Below are 17,349 nucleotides of genomic sequence, written 5' to 3'. Positions count from 1 at the left end.
AAAAAATGATATTTAATAGCTGCCAAGTGAAATTCACTCGGCAAGTACTTCCTTAATTAAAGTTATACTTGATGTGAGTCAGAAATGCAACGATTATTCTTCGCCTTTATTTCCGCCATTTTTCTTGATGATTTCTTCAGTAATTGATTTTGGTGTTTCTTCGTAGTGGTCAAATTGCATTGTGTAAGTTCCGCGACCTTGAGTTGAAGAACGAAGGTCAGTTGCGTAACCAAACATTTCAGCAAGTGGAACAAAAGCACGAACAACTTGTGCGTTACCGCGAGCTTCCATACCATCTACACGACCACGACGGCTAGTAATGTTCCCCATGATATCCCCAAGATATTCTTCTGGGATAACAACTTCCACACCCATAATTGGTTCAAGAAGAACTGGGTTACATTTCTTAGCAGCATTACGAAGTGCCATACTAGCAGCTACTTTGAAGGCCATTTCGTTAGAGTCAACGTCATGGTAAGAACCATCAAATAGTTTTGCTTTAATGTCAATTAGTGGATAGCCTGCAAGGACACCATTTTCAAGTGCACCCTCAAGACCTGCTTGAACAGCTGGAATATATTCACGTGGAACAACCCCACCAACAATCGCATTTTCAAATTCGAAGCCTTTTCCTTCTTCGTTAGGCTCAAAGTGAATCACAACGTGACCATATTGTCCACGACCACCTGATTGACGAACGAATTTACCTTCGACATCAGCAGCAGAACGGAATGTTTCACGATAGGATACTTGAGGAGCACCAACGTTTGCTTCAACACGGAATTCACGTTTCATACGGTCAACTAAGATGTCAAGGTGAAGTTCACCCATACCAGAGATGATCGTTTGACCCGTTTCCGTATTTGTTTCAGTACGGAATGTTGGATCTTCTTCTGCAAGTTTCGCAAGAGCTTGACCCATTTTATCTTGGTCTGCTTTCGATTTAGGCTCGATTGCAACCGAGATAACTGGTTCTGGGAATTCCATGGATTCCAAGATAATTTGGTTCTTTTCATCACATAGTGTGTCCCCAGTAGTCGTGTCTTTAAGACCTACAGCTGCAGCAATATCACCAGCGTAAACAATATCAATTTCTTCACGGTGGTTAGCGTGCATTTGCAGGATACGACCTACACGTTCACGTTTACCTTTTGTTGAGTTTTGTACGTAAGAACCAGAGTTCAAAGTACCAGAGTAAACGCGGAAGAAAGTTAGACGGCCAACATAAGGGTCAGTCATAACTTTAAATGCAAGAGATGAGAAGGGTTCTTCATCACTTGCGTGGCGTTCAGATTCTTCACCATCAGGCAAAGTACCTTTAATAGCTGGAACATCAGTTGGTGCTGGAAGGTAATCGATAACTGCATCAAGCATCGGTTGAACACCTTTGTTTTTAAACGCAGTACCACAAACGACTGGATAAAACTCAACAGCAAGTGTTCCTTTACGGATCGCCGCTTTAAGTTCATCTTTTGTGATTTCTTCACCTTCTAGATATTTCATCATAAGCTCTTCATCGAGCTCAGCAACAGCTTCGATAAGTTTACCATGATATTCTTCAGCAAGATCTTTCATATCTTCAGGAATTTCTCTAACATGTGGATCGTTTCCAAGATCATCTTCATAATACAATGCATGCATTTCAATCAAGTCGATGATACCAGTGAAAGTATCTTCAGCACCGATTGGAAGTTGAATTGGATGAGCATTAGCTTGTAAACGGTCATGCAAAGTTCCTACAGAATATAAGAAATCTGCGCCAATTTTGTCCATTTTGTTGACGAATACTACACGAGGAACCCCGTAAGTAGTAGCTTGACGCCAAACAGTTTCAGTTTGCGGTTCAACACCAGATTGTGCATCTAGAACAGCAACTGCACCATCGAGTACACGAAGCGAACGTTCAACTTCAACAGTGAAGTCTACGTGTCCTGGTGTATCAATGATATTTACGCGGTACCCTTTCCACTGAGCTGTTGTTGCAGCAGAAGTGATCGTGATACCACGTTCTTGTTCCTGCTCCATCCAGTCCATTTGGGAGGCACCTTCATGCGTTTCACCAATTTTGTGAATACGCCCTGTATAGAAAAGAATACGTTCCGTAGTAGTGGTTTTACCAGCATCAATATGCGCCATAATCCCAATATTACGTGTCTTTTCTAAGGAGAACTCTCTTGCCATGTTGTCTTTCTCCTTCCATCAAACATTTTTTTTAAGCGGCTCGCCTAATTTCAAAAAAGAAAGCGGCAGCCAATTCTTTATTACCAGCGATAGTGAGCGAATGCACGGTTTGCTTCCGCCATTTTATGTGTATCTTCACGTTTCTTAACAGATGCACCAGTATTGTTCGCTGCATCCATGATTTCGCGAGCAAGGCGAAGTTCCATTGTTCTTTCTCCACGAAGACGCGCATAATTTACTAACCAACGAAGACCAAGAGTAGTACGACGATCAGCACGTACTTCAACTGGAACTTGATAGTTCGCACCGCCGACACGACGAGCTTTTACTTCAAGAACCGGCATGATGTTTTTGATCGCTTGATCGAAAACTTCCATTGGATCGTTTCCAGTTTCTTCTTTAATGATATCGAAAGCAGCGTATAGAATCGCTTGGGATTTTCCACGTTTACCGTCAATCATCATTTTATTGATTAAACGAGTTACAAGTTTAGAATTGTAAATCGGATCTGGCAAAACGTCACGTTTAGCAACAGGACCTTTACGAGGCATTGGATATCCTCCTTTCATAAATTGAATTTAAAATAAATCGCTTATTTTTTAGGTTTTTTTTGTACCGTATTTAGAACGGCTTTGAGCTCTATTTTCAACACCAGCTGTATCAAGAGCACCACGTACGATATGGTAACGTACCCCTGGCAAGTCTTTTACACGTCCACCACGAATAAGAACAACACTGTGCTCTTGCAAGTTGTGTCCGATACCTGGGATATAAGCTGTAACTTCGATTCCGTTACTAAGGCGCACACGAGCATATTTACGAAGCGCGGAGTTCGGTTTTTTCGGAGTCATTGTACCAACACGAGTACAAACACCACGTTTTTGCGGAGAATTTACATCAGTAAGTTCACGCTTGAAAGTGTTTAGTCCCTTGTTAAGTGCTGGAGAGTCAGATTTTTTCGATTTAGATTGACGCGGTTTGCGAACTAATTGGTTAATAGTAGGCATTGGATGGGTTCCTCCTTTCCTTTAGTAGTTCCACACATCCAGGTGGTTCATTTTTTCGGAAAAATAAAAGTGCTGTAGACAACCCTACAACAATTTCCATTTTCAAGACCTCTATAGAAGAGGCACCTTGGTTATGATAGCACTTTGCGTTGTGTGTGTCAAGAGGCAGTCATGATCTCTCCTCCTATAAATAAATTTTTTGGTAGTTGTAAAATTCACCTTTAACTTTCAATAGTTTCTTAATTAAATTTACTTTAATCATTCAATTTATAGACAAATTTAAATAAAGTTTAGATACTAAGTCTCTCCTTTTTTATCCCTATTCAAAATTTTTTTACTAATAAATTTTTAAACTCGTACTTATATCTACTTCCCTAAAAATTAACATCTATTTTTATACATTTTCGGAAAATTTGCAATTTTTTATGATGTAAGCTAGTATGTTGAGGTGAGCAAATTATTATAAGAAGTTCCTCTTAACATCAATACAATCATGAATAAACTACAAACAGGAGGATTTATATGAATTTTAAGAAAATAATACCGTTTTCAGCACTTTCCTTATCACTTATCGGTTTCGGATTTGCTACAGATGCTTTAGCCAGTAATCATGGTGATACTTCGTGGGGAAATGAATATAGAATATGGAGTCCGAATGATCATACCCCTGCTCGTTAAAAAAGACAACCGCACTGCTTACTATAACAAAACAACTTCTGGATCAACCTACATCAACATTTGGGCAGCTTTATATGACGGTCGAGATGTTTCAGGAGGACGAACCTACCGAAGCTACCCAGGAGGACAAGCGACCTTCCTTTATAATTTAGCTGTCGAAAGGTATGGTTCTGGGGTCTCTGTAAGAATTGATTCGCGCCGATTTGCTAACGCTCATGCCCGAGGAGTATGGAGTCCTGATTCTGTCAGATAAGCGTCGCTAGAGGCCATGACATATGATGATTTGCTTGCATAATAAACGAAAGAAGTGAAACCATGTTCAAATTCATCTTTAGACGAATTAACAGACGTTATTTTCTTGCTTTATTGTTACTCATTTTGCTTATTCCTCTTTTTCAAATTTACCCTTCTATTTCCTTAGCAACAGAAAACCATTTCTTAGATTCACCTTATACCAGATGGATGTCAATTGATCCTTTCAATACGATATCCGCCATCTTTTTCATCCTACTTCCATTAATAGCAGCTCTTCCAGCAGGATCACTTTTACGAAAAGATATTGATTCTGGTTTTATCTATCAAAGCCTCATTAAATCCGATGTTCGACAAGTATTAGGAAGCTACCTCAGCATCTCTTTTGGGTTAGGATTTATAGTAGTTCTTATTCCATTAGCTGTTAATTTTGGCTTGTATTTCTTCCTATTTCCAAATATCGTTCCAGATAATTTGCTTAATTCAAATCTCTTGATTATTCATCAAAACACCCTGTTTGTAACACTTTATTATTCACATCCATTTCTCCACGCAGCGCTTTCTATCTTGTGGTCAGCTTTTTTGGGGCGGACTATTTTCTTTATTTGTCACTGCGAGTTCTTTGTGGATTAAAAACACCTTCATAGCACTTATGTCAGGACTTGTCTTGCAGATCATATTATTGATTATTTCTTCATTTTTGCCAACACTCAAAACTGGAAGTCTTGCTCCCTTTGAATTTACAAGAGAGACAGCCCTAACTACAAATATCAAGTGGCTCCCTATTTTAGTCATTCTTTTCGCTCTCCTTTGCTACAGTGCCTATTTCATTTTTCGAGGGGTGAAGAAACGTGTCTTTTGGTAAGCTTTGGAAACAGCAAATGAAAAAGTCTAAACTCTTTGTTCCACTCTATATCAGTTTAGCCATTTTGGTTATCCTATATTCTTTTTCATTTATCCCCATCTATCTAGACGCAGACAATTTTAGTTCAGCATTTGAATCAATATTCAATCGTTTTTTTGTTGTTCATCGTTTATTTTAATGTGTGTATAATCGCCAATCTATCTGTATTACATTTTCAAATCCACGATATTCCTTTTACACAAAGCAGAAAAATTTGGTTGAAGCAAGCTTGTTTGCAAACCTTTCTAATAAATTTATTTATCTGGCTTAGTTGGCTGTTTTCAACTATATTAGGCTTTGTTTTTTCAAACCGCTTCTCTGTTCTTACTAGTTTTATCACTAGCTTCATTTTAAAAAGTCTTACACTTTTTCTAAGCCAACTAGTCTTGGCAGGCTTGTGTATTCTATTGTATTTCTTATTTCGCTCCAAGCTATTTACTTTTATCATAGCTTTTTATTTTTTAATATTACTTGTTTTGCTTTATCGCTTAAGCAACTTCCCTCGGTGATTTATGAATATATCGGCAAGAAATACTTGCTACAGGAGATTGCTACTTTATTCATTACAGCTGGCTTTATGGTTAGCATTTTACTTTGCGCATACGTCATATTAATGAAAAAGGATATTTTATGAAGGCATTAATAAAAGTGCAATTCTATTATTTTAGGCAACTTGTTCAAAAACGCTTCTTATACTTAATGATGGTTATCATTCTTACAGAGATTATTCTAGCCATCCAGTTAAAGGACAACCCACAAACATCTATGTTCAGTTTGTTTTTTTATGGAACTTCATTTCATGATGTTGCTTCAAATCGAGTCCAAATCCCTGTCCTTTGGTTTTGTTTTTTTTACAATTCCTTTATTCATAATCGGTAACAGCTTACAAGCACTCTGGGAAAAATATTCCGTTCAACTAAGAGGAAAAGGGTTTAGTCAATTTCAGTTTGGAATAATAAATACATTTTTTCTTTATTTAATCGCTTTTGCCTATACAAGTATCGCTTTTGCCATTGCTAGTTTTTGTCAAAAACTGATAACTGGAACGCATACTTGGTTACAAATTTCTGAAACCCATCACCCTTTTTTTGTTTTTTCGCGATTCTCTTAGGAAGCGTTTTAGTTCTCTTATTTATCCAGCAAATATGCGCGCTATTTAGCCCTATTGCTGGCATTGTTATCCCAATAATCATTTTAATTGTTTCTATTTATACAAGCGTCAAATGGAATTTATTAAATTTAGCTATGCTGGCTCGGTTTTCTTATTATTCCAATTTTGATTGTTTCTATATTTACATTACGCTAATTATTTTGAGCGCTGGCTATTTGATCGTTTATAAAAAAAAAAGAGTCTATAAGGAGGCAGTCAGTTGAGCTATATCACACTAAATCACGTCTCAAAAACACTAAAAGGAACGCCTTTATTACAAGACATCTCTGTTTCTATTAATAAAGGAGATATTGTGGCATTAGAAGGAATTAATGGTTCCGGTAAAACCTTGATAATTCGTGCAATACTTGGATTAATTAAAACATCTGGGGAAATTAAAGTAGACAGTCAAATGGTTCGTGTTGGTGAAAAATACCCCGTAAAGGCTGGGATTCTCATCGAAAATCCGAGTCTCATTGAAGAATTTACTGCTTTTACCAATTTGGAGCTATTAGCGGAACTGCAAGAAGATGTGACAGAGGAAGACATTATTTCGCTTTTAAAAGAATTTAATCTCCCTTTCCAAGGAAAACAAAAAGTTAAGAAGTTCTCCCTCGGAATGAAACAGAAACTCGGCATCGCACAGGCATTAATTGGAAATAGCGAACTTATTATTCTAGATGAGCCTACTAATGCTCTTGACCAGACAAGCATTCAAAATTTAATTCACTATATAAAAAAAATTAAATCAAGAATTGAATATTACTTTTATTATAGCTTCCCACGATTTGCCATTTATTGAATCCTTAGCTACGAAACATTTTATTGTGAAAGAAGGAACTGTGAGTGAAAAATAAAAAAAAGACTTCTTTTTACTTCCATTCTTCTTATTTTGATCATTTTAAGCTTAGCTGTTTATCGCTACCATGCAGTTAATCAGGCTTACAAAAGCCGGCATTTAGTGACAGAAAAAATCATTCCTATCCAGCAAGAAGTTCAGGACAAATCTGTTCAGTTTAAAGTACTAAATACGAGCAAAAAACAATCAGGCGATCAAATTAATGTTAATGTTCTTTTATCTATTAAGCTTCTGGGGTTAAATGATTATGGTTTTAAGAAAAACAATAAAAATTTCGTTGAAAATATCTGGCTAAATATTCCTTATTTCGAGCCCGGAATAGCAGCAGACGTATATACAGAAGACGGAAAACAGTTTGTTAGTAAAGATCTACGCCTTTCTAAAGAAACAAAGCTTGCATTTCACTTTAATGTGGCTAAACAAGAAGTTAGTCATCAAGACAAGCCTATGCGCTTCAGTTTTCTTGTTCCAAAACCAGGTAGAATCTTTACAAAATACTCCATTCTTATCCCCTAAGCTAGCATTCACGGAATAAAAATCAAATTATCTATCTGCATCCCTGAAAAAGGAGCTTTCTATGTATGAAGTCATGCATAGAAAGCTCCTTTTTCGCCAAATTAGAATACTTTTAACCAGTTATTTCTCCTCTTTCAACTTCTCGTACATGATTAAAAACAAAATGACAAGGCCCACTGCAAGCAAAATGTGTCCTAGGCCGGCTATTCCGGAAACCGCAGCTCCTGTTTCTTGCCCAAGTACGGTCATTGTTCCATGGAAAGTTAGTAAGCCAACTGTTAGAAGCAAGCCCGCATTGTAAATGTAATAGAAGGCATTGAACTTTTTGCTCGACATGATACCGAAATTTTTCTCAAGTAGCAGCACGACCAAAAACATGAACATTCCAAGCATTAGCAAGTGTGTGTGCAAAACGGAGAGTTGTGTTTTTCCCGTAAAATCTGCATATTTCGTGATTTCCCGGTAGTAGATTCCTGAGATAAGCCCCAAGATACAATAAAAAAGTGATGTTGTTAGCAGTTTTTTCATGAATAGTAGCTCCTTTGTGTTTAGCGTAGTCCTCTTAGTTTTTGGTATAAATCTTTGGCGTAATTATCCGTCATTCCGCAAATAAAGTCTGTCACAAGTAGCAAACGTAGATAGAGTTTTATGGTTTCATCTTGTTCCGCTGCATTTTTACGATAACACCCCAGATAATTATCCGAAATAAGCGACATGAGTCGTTTATCTTTGGCCGTTTGTTTTCCTTCTTCACTATCAAAATATAAAACGGCTGGAATATAGCTGTCAAGTAATGCTGAGATGATTTCACTTCCGGCAATTTCTGATTCGACCACACCTTGATTCGTATAGATATAAGTGCGTGATAAATATTGCAGAATCTGAACGAGCTGTGAAGCTTCGGATGCGTCTAGTAACGAATCATCAAACTCACCTTTCATGATTAGCTCGTAGTTTTCATAAAAGACTTCGAGCGAGCGGTTGATGAGTTGCCCACGCACGTTTGATGCTAACCATTGTTGGGCAATAAAAGCCTCTTCCTGACCTTCATAGCGATCTGCTTTTTTCTTAAGTTCATTGAAGCAGGCCGATGTGACCCAGTTATGCTCGTCGAATTCCTCGAAACCACGTAAAATTTGCTGAATCGTCACCGTCCCTTTTTTCACACCATCTTCTAAATCAGCGTTCAAGTAGGCGATATCGTCGGCTACTTCTAGCAAGAACGTGAGCGGGTGGCGTTTGTTAAAGGCGCCTGTTGCGGCTGTCACCTCTTTAAAAATGGCTTCGTCTGCATAAAAGTATCCCAGTTTTTTACTGCGAGTTCGTTTTTTATTGATTTCAAGCGAAGAAACCGGATATTTGATCACACCGTTTAGTGTGGCGTGTGTCAAATTCAGTCCATACTCGTCAAATAAGTAGTGGAGCTTGGAAACAACACGTAAAACTTGCGCATTCCCTTCAAAATGGTAAAAGTCTTCTTTCATTTGTTTTGTTAAAATGTCTGTTAATTTTTTTCCGCCATATTCGAGGCGTTCCAAATTTTCCTTGAACCATTCGCGGATGGATTCTTCACCAAAGTGACCGAACGGCGGGTTTCCCATGTCATGTAGCAACCCTGTACAAGCTAGGATATCCGCAATTTTTTCAGCGTGTTCGGGTTTAAAACTCGGATCAAGACCGTCTTCTACAATTTTATGTGAAACCATGTTACCCATTGATTTAGCAATCGTCGCAACTTCAATAGAATGCGTTAAACGCGTGCGCACAAAATCACTTTTTTCAAGTGGAAAAATTTGTGTTTTATCTTGCAAGCGTCTGAATGAAGCACTCATTACGATTCGCTGATAGTCATTTTCAAAAGCGCTTCGGATATCCGTGCTTTTACTGCGGGTGACAGCAGATTCACGTCGGCGCTTATCATTTAAAAGTGTATTCCAATCCATTTCACATTCCTCACTTTTCAAGGTTTCTTTAAAATGATTTTCTATTCATATTGCAATAGCTATCGAATCGATTTTTCAAGATGGAAACTAAAAATCGGCGTCTATTCCAACGATAGCATGCACTTCTTATGAAACTTTCTCTCCTTAACTATAACAGAAAACACAGGATTTTGCGCTTTACACAAGACAAATTCTTAACAGCTTAAACTTTATTTTCCCCATAAAAATTTTAATCACTCACCGTTTTTTTATATAATAAAGTTAAAAACATGAGGTGATTTTGTGGCTAATTCTTTAAAAGTTATTATCGGCGCTGGTGAAACCCGCTACCCGGGCTGGATTCCCACTCAAGAAAACGAACTTGATTTACTGGATCGCACAAGCTGGAACCGGCAGTTTTCTGCAAGTAGTATTGATGCCCTTCTGGCCGAGCATGTCTTTGAACATCTGGATTTTGAAGAAGGGATTCTCGCTGCCAAAAACTGTTTTCACTTTTTAAAACCCGGCGGTTACATTCGTGTGGCTGTTCCCGATCGTCATTTTCGAAATCAAGCTTACCAAGAGCTTGTGCAAATTGGTGGGCCTGGACCCGTGGATCACCCTGCCGCTAGTCATAAAATCGTTTACGATGCTAAGCAACTAACAACTGTTTTCGAAACGGCAGGATTTGTCACAAATTTACTAGAATATTGCGATTCGGATGGGCATTTTCATTTTCATTACTGGAATCCAGATGATGGATTAATTGGCCGTTCTTTTCGTTATGACACGCGGAATAGTAGCGAAAAACTTGGAATGGTATCTATCATTTTGGATGCTTATAAACCTCTTATTCTATAACCTTAAAATTTTACAAATCCATCGCGTCTATAACCACCAAAAGCGGGTATAGGAAATAAAAAGGCACATCTGAAAGGGTGAGAAAAATGACGACTTATAGCCGCATTTTAGTTGGCGTTGATGGTTCCAACGAGGCTGAAGCTGCTTTCCGCCGTGCAGCAAAAATGGCTGCTAGCGACGGAGCCGTACTTGGAATTGCTTTTGTTGCAGATATTCGCCGTATTGTCCCGTTGATCGATTACGAACAAACCTTTATTCACAAGGCGAGGAGCTACGGGGAAGAACTTGTAGGCATTTATGAAAACGAAGCGAAGAAAGCCGGCGTCCAAGATGTTGAAACTTTCATCCAATTTGGTACTCCGAAAAGCACTTTTGTAAAAAAAAATCCTAGTTGATTTTCAAGCTGACCTTGTACTCGTTGGCGCAACTGGGCTGAGCTCGACGGAACGAATGTTACTTGGCAGCGTTACTGAATACGTCGCCCAAAACGCTCCTTGCGATGTGATCGTGGTTCGCAGTGAAGCTTGGAATCAAAAAAAGAAAACTTTATAAAAGCATCGGAGCCTTTTATTTCGCTAAAGGCTCTGATGCTTTTCTTCTAAAATATTTTAAGTAATTTAGTAATTTCTACAAATAGTTCTTTATTTTCTATGATAACGAGAAATAACTTCCTTCTGGTCCGCGTCAGATTTTGTAGCAGCATATTTTCCGCGTGATAATAAGTATTTTCATTTACTGTTAATCTAGCGATGTTCTTGTCATCGTATATATATTTAAAATTGCTATCAAGCACAACCACAACTTTATCAAATTCTTGTCCTATAACCTTGTGCGAGGTTCTTTGTATTCCCATTGTTAACAATTCTAGTGCATCTGGACTATGCGTACTTGTCGCATAAGTGATAGACTCCCAACCTTTAGTTTCAAGTTTATTTATAAAAGCCTCTCCTTCTTCGTAAGATCCAAAGAATTTAACTTGTATATTTTGATCTGGGTTTTCTATTAATCCAGTGGAAGGATTGCGTGTAAATAGATTCTTAATAAAATCTGCTATTTCTGGATTTGTTCGGATTTTATCTTTAAGTCTAAATCTATTTTCTTCGTCTACAATCTGTATAATTTTCTCCTTATTCTTTCCATTAATCTCTCGATCACTCAAACACTGGTTCTCGTCCATAGAAAATATTAATTGTATAGAGTTTTCTTTTGAAAACTCTATAATGTCCTTTAGCTGATCTCCTCGAATCCTCTGTGCCTCATCAATTATAACTGTATTTAACTCTTTCATATTATCTTCCAAACAAACTTTGTAATCTTTTATTGGTTCTATATTCCAACCATAGTTATCTCGGAGAGACCTTTGACCTTCATTTAGATTTCCCCCATGAATAATGAGAACACTTTTTTTTACTATTATTTAAACTTTTTGCAATATCATATATTAACAGTGTCTTGCCCGTCCCTGCCTTTCCTTCAATTAATGCATTCTTTTCTCCTTTTAAAATTCGATTGTGAATTTCATATTGCCGTGGTGTCAAGAAATATCTGCCATCCATAAATTTATCTGTTGCATTAAAAGGCGAAATTAAAAAATCACTCGGTTGAAACAACTTATCGATATCTATTCTTCTATGAAAAGTAACTTCTTGTTTACTTATGAATTCCATAACTTCACTGCTAGATATATTTTTAAGTGCATCATTATTCAGTATGTAAAACTTTTTATCCCAAGCTATAAAACATATATGATATGTTTTAACCTCCAACACACTTAAATATTTTTCTTTACGTTTAAGTTGTTTTTAATATTTTTTCCTCAGAAGCCTCACTTTTTAACTCTATATTTAAATGATAATTTTTACCTAGCCTTAACAAATCAAACTCTTCACCAATCTGAGGTATCTTGTACCCAAGAAAAAAAATAATTAAAATAATATTCCATAAAATCTTCATAGGGAGAAATTGTTAACTTCTCTATCATCTCAAATAAGGAATTTAATTCATGCTCGTTCATTTTTATATTATTTCTTTCCAACAACTCAGCATATACATCTTCAGCAATTTTTTTTGCATTTCGAGAGCGTAACTAAATCCATATCTCATCCTTCTTTCTGTAAAATTTTTCAATATTGTATATCAAATTCATCTTACCATAAAATTACTCTTTTTTGTTCAAAAATTAAATAAAAAACATGTATCTTAACCTAAGAAATAATATAAGCCCTCTCCCCATTTCTTGTGGAAAAGGTTATAATAGAAGTGGAAATAAGATTACGCGAGGAGGCTTTTGTGTTATGTCTGCTTTAACGGTTGCTATTGCTTCGGATCATGGTGGTATTGAGCTTCGCAAATCACTTGTTCAACTGCTAGAAACACTTGGAATTACTTATCAAGAATTTGGACCGGAAACACCGGAATCTGTGGATTACCCTGAACTCGCTTTCACGGTTTCTAAAAAAGTGACTAGTGGCGAAGTGAATCGTGGTATCCTGATCTGCGGAACAGGTGTCGGTATGAGCATCGCCGCTAACAAGGTACCTGGTATTCGGTGCGCTTTAGTTGGGGATACATTTACAGCACATGCGACCCGTGAACATAATGATTCAAACGTGATTGCTCTTGGCGCCCGTGTTGTTGGTTCTGGCCTTGCTTCTGATATTGTAAAAGTTTGGCTAAATGCTGAGTATGAAGGTGGCAGACACGCAAATCGAATTGATCAAATTACGGCGTTTGAACGGGAGCATCTTTAAGTTATTTAAGATATCCACAAGTTATTCACAGGATAAATTTCTGTGAATAACTTGTGGATATTTCTTTTTCATACATATTAAAAACGGAAGAATGCCTTTAAAAAGCCGTTCTTCCCTGCATGTTTTTGTATAAAAATACCTATTAGCCCGCTAAAAAGCCAATCGTTCACTCACAAGTTATCCACAATTCCCACAACTACCTTCCAAAATTCCTTTCTCTTCCATCTTTCGGGCTGTGGATAAATATTCCTAAATTTCCATTTCCAACTATGTCCGCAGATAAATTTATCATAACATCTAAATAAGGTTCGCAAAAAGACACAGTATAAATAGGGAGCCTTAACGGTCCTCTACGCATTCCTTTTATCTTAATTAAAATATCAATCTCTCTCTGGTTCTAGCATCCGATAGCCTACCCCTACTTCTGTTCGAATATAATGGGGTTCTGCCGGATTTGCTTCAATTTTCCGGCGTATGTTGCTCATATTGACCCTCAGTGCCTGATTTTCATTTGCGTAGGCCCAAATTTCATGCATGATGAAGTCATGTGTCAACACTTTGCCTGCGTGACTGGCAAGCAGTGCCACAATTTTATATTCGATTGGTGTAAAATGAATTTCTACACCATTTAAAGTGACTTGTCGTTTTAAAAAATTAACTTGCAAATCATCAAACTGAAAAATCGTCATTTCTTGTCCCTGTTCATTCGTTAAGTTGTTATTCCGGTGACGAAGAGCTGTACGAATTCGCGCGAGTAGTTCAGAAGTTCCAAAAGGTTTCGTAATATAGTCATCGGCACCTAAATCAAGCGCTTCTACTTTTTCGCGCTCATGAAGCCGCGCTGACACTACAATGACAGGAATACTCGACCAGTGGCGAAGTGATTTTAGTAACTCTAATCCATCCATGTCTGGCAATCCTAAATCGAGCAAAATGAGGTCTGGTGTATAGGAAGCAGCCACGCGCAATGCTTCTTTTCCTGTTTTCGCACTGAGAACTTTATAGTCACTTGCCTCTAATACAGCCTGAATAAATCGACCAATTCCTTCTTCGTCTTCAACCACGAGTACAAATTGATTAATTCCCATCCTCATTTCCTCCTAAGGGTAGTGTAAATCGGAAAATGGTTCCACCGCCTGGATTTTCTAATGCCTCCATTTTACAACCGTGTGCCTTAATGATCGACATGCAAAGTGAAAGCCCAATTCCTAAACCGCGCGACTGATCTACGCGACTCGTTTCTAACGCTGAAATCCCATCAAAAAGATGTCTCATTTTTTCGCGTGGAATCCCCGTTCCATCATCTTTTACCGTAAATTGCACCTCATTTTGAGCAAGTTTCGCTGTGACCCAAACACGTGCGTTTGCCCCACCATGTCGCAGTGCATTTTCCATTAAATTGATTAAAACTTGTTCAATTAAGGTGCCGTCCATTGGCGCGAAAACCACTTCATTTGGAACTTGGACGGCAATTTCTCTTCCTGGGAATCGTGCTCGTACACGCTGAACAGCTTCACCTATGATTTCTTCAATGGCTTCATTTTCAGGTTTCAACGCGAACTCCTTATCACTAATCCGTGTCACTGATAGCAAGTTTTCTATCATCCGAATTAGCCACTCAGAATCTTCTTTAATATCTCGAACCAGTTTCGTTTTCGTATCATGGTCTAACTTCACTTCACTTTCAAGCAGAACAGAGCTAGCTCCTAAGATTCCTGTAAGCGGTGTACGCAAATCATGTGATACAGCACGTAGCAAATTGCCGCGCATTTTTTTCTTTTTTCAGCAACGACTAAGATTTCATTTTGCTCATCAGAAAGTTTCTGTTTCAAAAGTGCCAACGCAATTTGCGACCCTATCATCCGCAAAAAATTCCGTTCCTCCTGCGAAATCAATCCTTTTTCACGACTCGCATATAAGCCCACAACACCCAGCACTTGCCCTTGAGCGATGACGGGCATATAATATCCAGCCGCGCCACTTAGTGTATCCGTTGTTTTCCCAGCTGCTTTTCCATTATGAAATACCCAGTGCACAACCGCCTGCTCCGCTTTTGAAAGCAGTACCTCAGATTTTGTTTCATCTTCAGCCTGTAGGAATACAGCACTTGACTCTTTTTCTGGATCTTTTGGATAAAAAACAACAGAACGTGCAAACAATCGCAACATATAATTAGTCGACAGCTCGAGGATGGCTTGGAGATTTTGTGCCGCTAACAACTTGCGATTTAATTCATATAAAATTTCAGTATGCTTTTCTCTGATTACGGCTTGTTTGGCAAAGTTTTTAATCCGGACGGTAAGCGCACTTGTCGTGAGCGCTACAATTAACATGATACCGTATGTGATCGGATAACCTGCTTGAATTGTATCAAAGGTGTAAAGCGGATTCATGAAGAAAAAATTGAACATTAAAACGGCAAAAAAAAGAACCAATGATGCCATAAAGATAGCCTGTCGTTATACGTGAAAGGATAACAATAGCCAAAATATACACCATAATGATATTTTGGTCACCGATTCCAAGGTGTAGCAAGACTTCTGACACTAACGTCGCAAGAATAAGTGCAACTAACATCTTGAAAGTATCATTCCAGCTAATTGTGTCACGCAAAGAAAAACGCAACCTCCTTTTTGCTTTTTCAGGCGCAGTTTTCACCATATGAATTTCGGTTTTATCTAATAAATGAAATAATGTGTCTTCTAGGTCTTCGCCAAAAATCCAATTATGTTTTTTTGATTTGCCAATCACAATATTTGTAACACCGGACAAATTAGCATACTCAGAGATCGCCGTCGCAAGTTCACTTCCCGTTATTGTAACGGTTTCTGCCGAAAGTTCTTCTGCAAGCTCCATATTTTCGCGCAGTCGCTCTGTCTCGTCTTTTGAAAGTGGCTTACCACTCGAAACATGTAATGCTGTAAAAGTGCCGTGAAAAGCTTCTGCCGCGCGTGCTGTCCATCGAATGAGCTTTTTCGCGGATAAAGATGTATCAACACATACAAGCCAGTTTGTATTGCTAGTTCTAGCTTCTTTTTGATTAGAAGAACTAATCCGATCCGCCGCTTTGCGCGTTGCCATTTCCCGTAGAACGCGAAGATTTGACTTCGTAAAAAAGTGGCTCAGCGCCACTTGGATGCTATCACTGGAATAAATTTTCCCTTCTTCAAGTCGCTTAATAAGCTCATCTGGCTCAACGTCAATCAAGCGGATTTGATCTGCCTGGTCAAAAAACCAATCCGGAATGGTCTCTGCTAGATCGCTATCCATCATACTTGAAACTAGATCATTCAAGCTTTCGATATGTTGTACATTGACGGTTGTGTAGACACTAATGCCAGCATCCAAAAGTTCACTGACATCTTGATATCGCTTACGATTTCGCATGCCTTCAGGGTTCGTATGCGCCAGCTCATCCACGAGCACAACATCCGGATGCGCATCCAAAATCCCATCTAGATCTAGCTCCGTTAAATCGATTTCGCGGTAGCGAATCGACTTAAGTGGAATTTGGGGAAGCCCAGCTGCGAGTTCCACCGTTTCTTTCCGCATGTGCGGCTCCAAGTAGCCAATCCGAACGTCCACACCGCGCGCGAGTTCCTCGCGCGCATCGCTGAGCATCGCGTAAGTCTTTCCAACGCCTGCTGCATAGCCAAAATAAATTTTCAGCTTTCCGCGTTTCTTATTTTGCTCATCCCTATTCACCGATTCCACAGCAAGCTCCCCCTTCCTCTATAAGCTTTTATCGAGTTCTAAATTTACAGCTAGCACATTCACAACCGGTTCCCCCATAAAACCGAGCAGCCGCTTCGTTGTATGCTTTTGAATAATTTTTTCAACTTGTTCTGCCGAAACTCCTCGTTCACTTGCAATCCGCTTCGCCTGATAATCGGCCGCCGCAACGGAAATGTGTGGATCGACACCACTTGCAGAACCCATAACGAGATCAGCTGGAACTGGAGCGTCTTGATTCGGATCAAGCTTTTTAAGGGCTTTTGCACGCTCCTCCCGTTCCAGTTTTGCTTCTTTGCTAGCAGGGTTCAAATTCGAAGCGGCGTCATTCGGCCGACCAAGTAAGTATTTAGGTTCCGTAAACGTCTGACCAATTAATGCTGAGCCTTTATTTTCTTCTATTATACTGCCATTTGCCTGATCATGGAAAGCAGCTTGCGCAATTAAAGTTACAACTGCTGGATAAGCCACACCACAAACCAGTGTCAAAAAAAGGAATGCCAGTAAAGCTTGCTTTATCAAAACCTTCATTTTCTC

Annotated in this window: 20 protein-coding genes and 1 pseudogene; 9 read left to right on the top strand and 12 right to left on the bottom strand. The window is 38.6% G+C overall.

Going from position 1 to position 17,349, the window contains the following annotated elements; genetic code table 11:
• Positions 1 to 93 precede the first annotated feature (93 nt).
• From fusA to rpsL, 3 genes are all read right to left on the bottom strand, one after another.
• The gene (gene fusA, locus MAQA_RS07700; protein WP_036072812.1) at positions 94 to 2,181 is read right to left on the bottom strand and encodes an elongation factor G; all 2,088 of its coding nucleotides are present in this window, start codon (positions 2,179 to 2,181) and stop codon (positions 94 to 96) included.
• An 80-nt stretch (positions 2,182 to 2,261) separates the two neighbouring features.
• Positions 2,262 to 2,732 (bottom strand): 30S ribosomal protein S7, encoded by a 471-nt coding sequence (gene rpsG / locus MAQA_RS07695; RefSeq protein WP_036072795.1) that lies wholly within the window; start codon positions 2,730 to 2,732, stop codon positions 2,262 to 2,264.
• A gap of 48 nt (positions 2,733 to 2,780) precedes the next feature.
• Positions 2,781 to 3,188, bottom strand: a complete 408-nt coding sequence (rpsL, locus tag MAQA_RS07690) for a 30S ribosomal protein S12 (protein ID WP_036072793.1) — start codon at positions 3,186 to 3,188, stop codon at positions 2,781 to 2,783.
• Between the two features lie 522 nt (positions 3,189 to 3,710).
• Here rpsL and MAQA_RS15615 point away from each other — a divergent pair.
• From MAQA_RS15615 to MAQA_RS13755, 6 genes are all read left to right on the top strand, one after another.
• Positions 3,711 to 3,866 carry a hypothetical protein gene (locus MAQA_RS15615; RefSeq protein WP_241463158.1) on the top strand — a complete coding sequence of 52 codons (156 nt, stop codon included), beginning with the start codon at positions 3,711 to 3,713 and terminating at the stop codon, positions 3,864 to 3,866.
• 315 nt (positions 3,867 to 4,181) lie between these two features.
• Entirely contained in the window at positions 4,182 to 4,751 is a 570-nt protein-coding gene (locus tag MAQA_RS14465) for a hypothetical protein (RefSeq protein ID WP_149023342.1), read from the top strand.
• 776 nt (positions 4,752 to 5,527) lie between these two features.
• Positions 5,528 to 5,656, top strand: a complete 129-nt coding sequence (locus MAQA_RS16140; protein ID WP_277619956.1) for a hypothetical protein — start codon at positions 5,528 to 5,530, stop codon at positions 5,654 to 5,656.
• 165 nt (positions 5,657 to 5,821) lie between these two features.
• On the top strand, positions 5,822 to 6,133 hold the full coding sequence (locus tag MAQA_RS14565; protein ID WP_159099968.1) for a hypothetical protein: 312 nt from the start codon (positions 5,822 to 5,824) through the stop codon (positions 6,131 to 6,133).
• Positions 6,134 to 6,392: 259 nt separating this feature from the next.
• On the top strand, positions 6,393 to 6,974 hold the full coding sequence (locus MAQA_RS07665) for an ATP-binding cassette domain-containing protein (protein WP_206537544.1): 582 nt from the start codon (positions 6,393 to 6,395) through the stop codon (positions 6,972 to 6,974).
• 159 nt (positions 6,975 to 7,133) lie between these two features.
• The gene (locus MAQA_RS13755; protein WP_149023341.1) at positions 7,134 to 7,547 is read left to right on the top strand and encodes a hypothetical protein; all 414 of its coding nucleotides are present in this window, start codon (positions 7,134 to 7,136) and stop codon (positions 7,545 to 7,547) included.
• A gap of 120 nt (positions 7,548 to 7,667) precedes the next feature.
• On the opposite strand, the gene MAQA_RS07655 is transcribed toward MAQA_RS13755, so the two are convergent.
• On the bottom strand, positions 7,668 to 8,075 hold the full coding sequence (locus tag MAQA_RS07655) for a DUF2871 domain-containing protein (protein WP_036072785.1): 408 nt from the start codon (positions 8,073 to 8,075) through the stop codon (positions 7,668 to 7,670).
• A 20-nt stretch (positions 8,076 to 8,095) separates the two neighbouring features.
• Positions 8,096 to 9,490: a deoxyguanosinetriphosphate triphosphohydrolase gene (locus MAQA_RS07650; protein WP_036072782.1), complete on the bottom strand. Its 1,395-nt coding sequence runs from the start codon at positions 9,488 to 9,490 to the stop codon at positions 8,096 to 8,098.
• 282 nt (positions 9,491 to 9,772) lie between these two features.
• Here MAQA_RS07650 and MAQA_RS07645 point away from each other — a divergent pair, with 282 nt between their 5' ends.
• Complete coding sequence (locus MAQA_RS07645; RefSeq protein ID WP_036072779.1) at positions 9,773 to 10,330, top strand: class I SAM-dependent methyltransferase; 558 nt, start codon at positions 9,773 to 9,775, stop codon at positions 10,328 to 10,330.
• A gap of 86 nt (positions 10,331 to 10,416) precedes the next feature.
• Positions 10,417 to 10,882 (top strand): annotated as a pseudogene (locus tag MAQA_RS07640) (universal stress protein).
• 46 nt (positions 10,883 to 10,928) lie between these two features.
• On the opposite strand, the gene MAQA_RS13750 reads toward MAQA_RS07640, so the two are convergent.
• Positions 10,929 to 11,618 (bottom strand): DNA/RNA helicase domain-containing protein, encoded by a 690-nt coding sequence (locus MAQA_RS13750; protein WP_052008536.1) that lies wholly within the window; start codon positions 11,616 to 11,618, stop codon positions 10,929 to 10,931.
• A gap of 79 nt (positions 11,619 to 11,697) precedes the next feature.
• A complete protein-coding gene (locus MAQA_RS13745; protein WP_149023340.1) occupies positions 11,698 to 11,997 on the bottom strand; it encodes a DEAD/DEAH box helicase family protein in 300 nt (99 codons plus the stop codon).
• A 627-nt stretch (positions 11,998 to 12,624) separates the two neighbouring features.
• Here MAQA_RS13745 and rpiB point away from each other — a divergent pair.
• Complete coding sequence (rpiB, locus tag MAQA_RS07630; RefSeq protein ID WP_036072776.1) at positions 12,625 to 13,080, top strand: ribose 5-phosphate isomerase B; 456 nt, start codon at positions 12,625 to 12,627, stop codon at positions 13,078 to 13,080.
• A 380-nt stretch (positions 13,081 to 13,460) separates the two neighbouring features.
• On the opposite strand, the gene MAQA_RS07625 is transcribed toward rpiB, so the two are convergent.
• From MAQA_RS07625 to kdpC, 5 genes are read right to left on the bottom strand one after another with little or no spacing between them, the layout of a single operon-like run.
• Positions 13,461 to 14,168, bottom strand: a complete 708-nt coding sequence (locus MAQA_RS07625; RefSeq protein WP_036072774.1) for a response regulator — start codon at positions 14,166 to 14,168, stop codon at positions 13,461 to 13,463.
• Entirely contained in the window at positions 14,158 to 14,814 is a 657-nt protein-coding gene (locus MAQA_RS15610) for a sensor histidine kinase (protein ID WP_241463160.1), read from the bottom strand. Before MAQA_RS15610 ends, MAQA_RS07625 begins: the two co-directional genes overlap by 11 nt.
• On the bottom strand, positions 14,787 to 15,524 hold the full coding sequence (locus tag MAQA_RS16135) for a DUF4118 domain-containing protein (RefSeq protein WP_277619954.1): 738 nt from the start codon (positions 15,522 to 15,524) through the stop codon (positions 14,787 to 14,789). The genes MAQA_RS15610 and MAQA_RS16135 overlap by 28 nt, the downstream gene beginning before the upstream one ends.
• Positions 15,451 to 16,794 carry a universal stress protein gene (locus MAQA_RS15600; RefSeq protein WP_277619953.1) on the bottom strand — a complete coding sequence of 448 codons (1,344 nt, stop codon included), beginning with the start codon at positions 16,792 to 16,794 and terminating at the stop codon, positions 15,451 to 15,453. The genes MAQA_RS16135 and MAQA_RS15600 overlap by 74 nt, the downstream gene beginning before the upstream one ends.
• 18 nt (positions 16,795 to 16,812) lie before the next feature.
• Positions 16,813 to 17,343, bottom strand: coding sequence for a potassium-transporting ATPase subunit KdpC (gene kdpC, locus MAQA_RS07615; protein WP_036072773.1), 531 nt, complete (start codon positions 17,341 to 17,343; stop codon positions 16,813 to 16,815).
• Positions 17,344 to 17,349 lie beyond the last annotated feature (6 nt).

This window comes from Listeria aquatica FSL S10-1188, from assembly GCF_000525795.1.
Taxonomy (GTDB): domain Bacteria; phylum Bacillota; class Bacilli; order Lactobacillales; family Listeriaceae; genus Listeria; species Listeria aquatica.
Note: the sequence above shows the minus strand (reverse complement) of the source record. Positions and strands in the feature narration are given on the sequence as shown.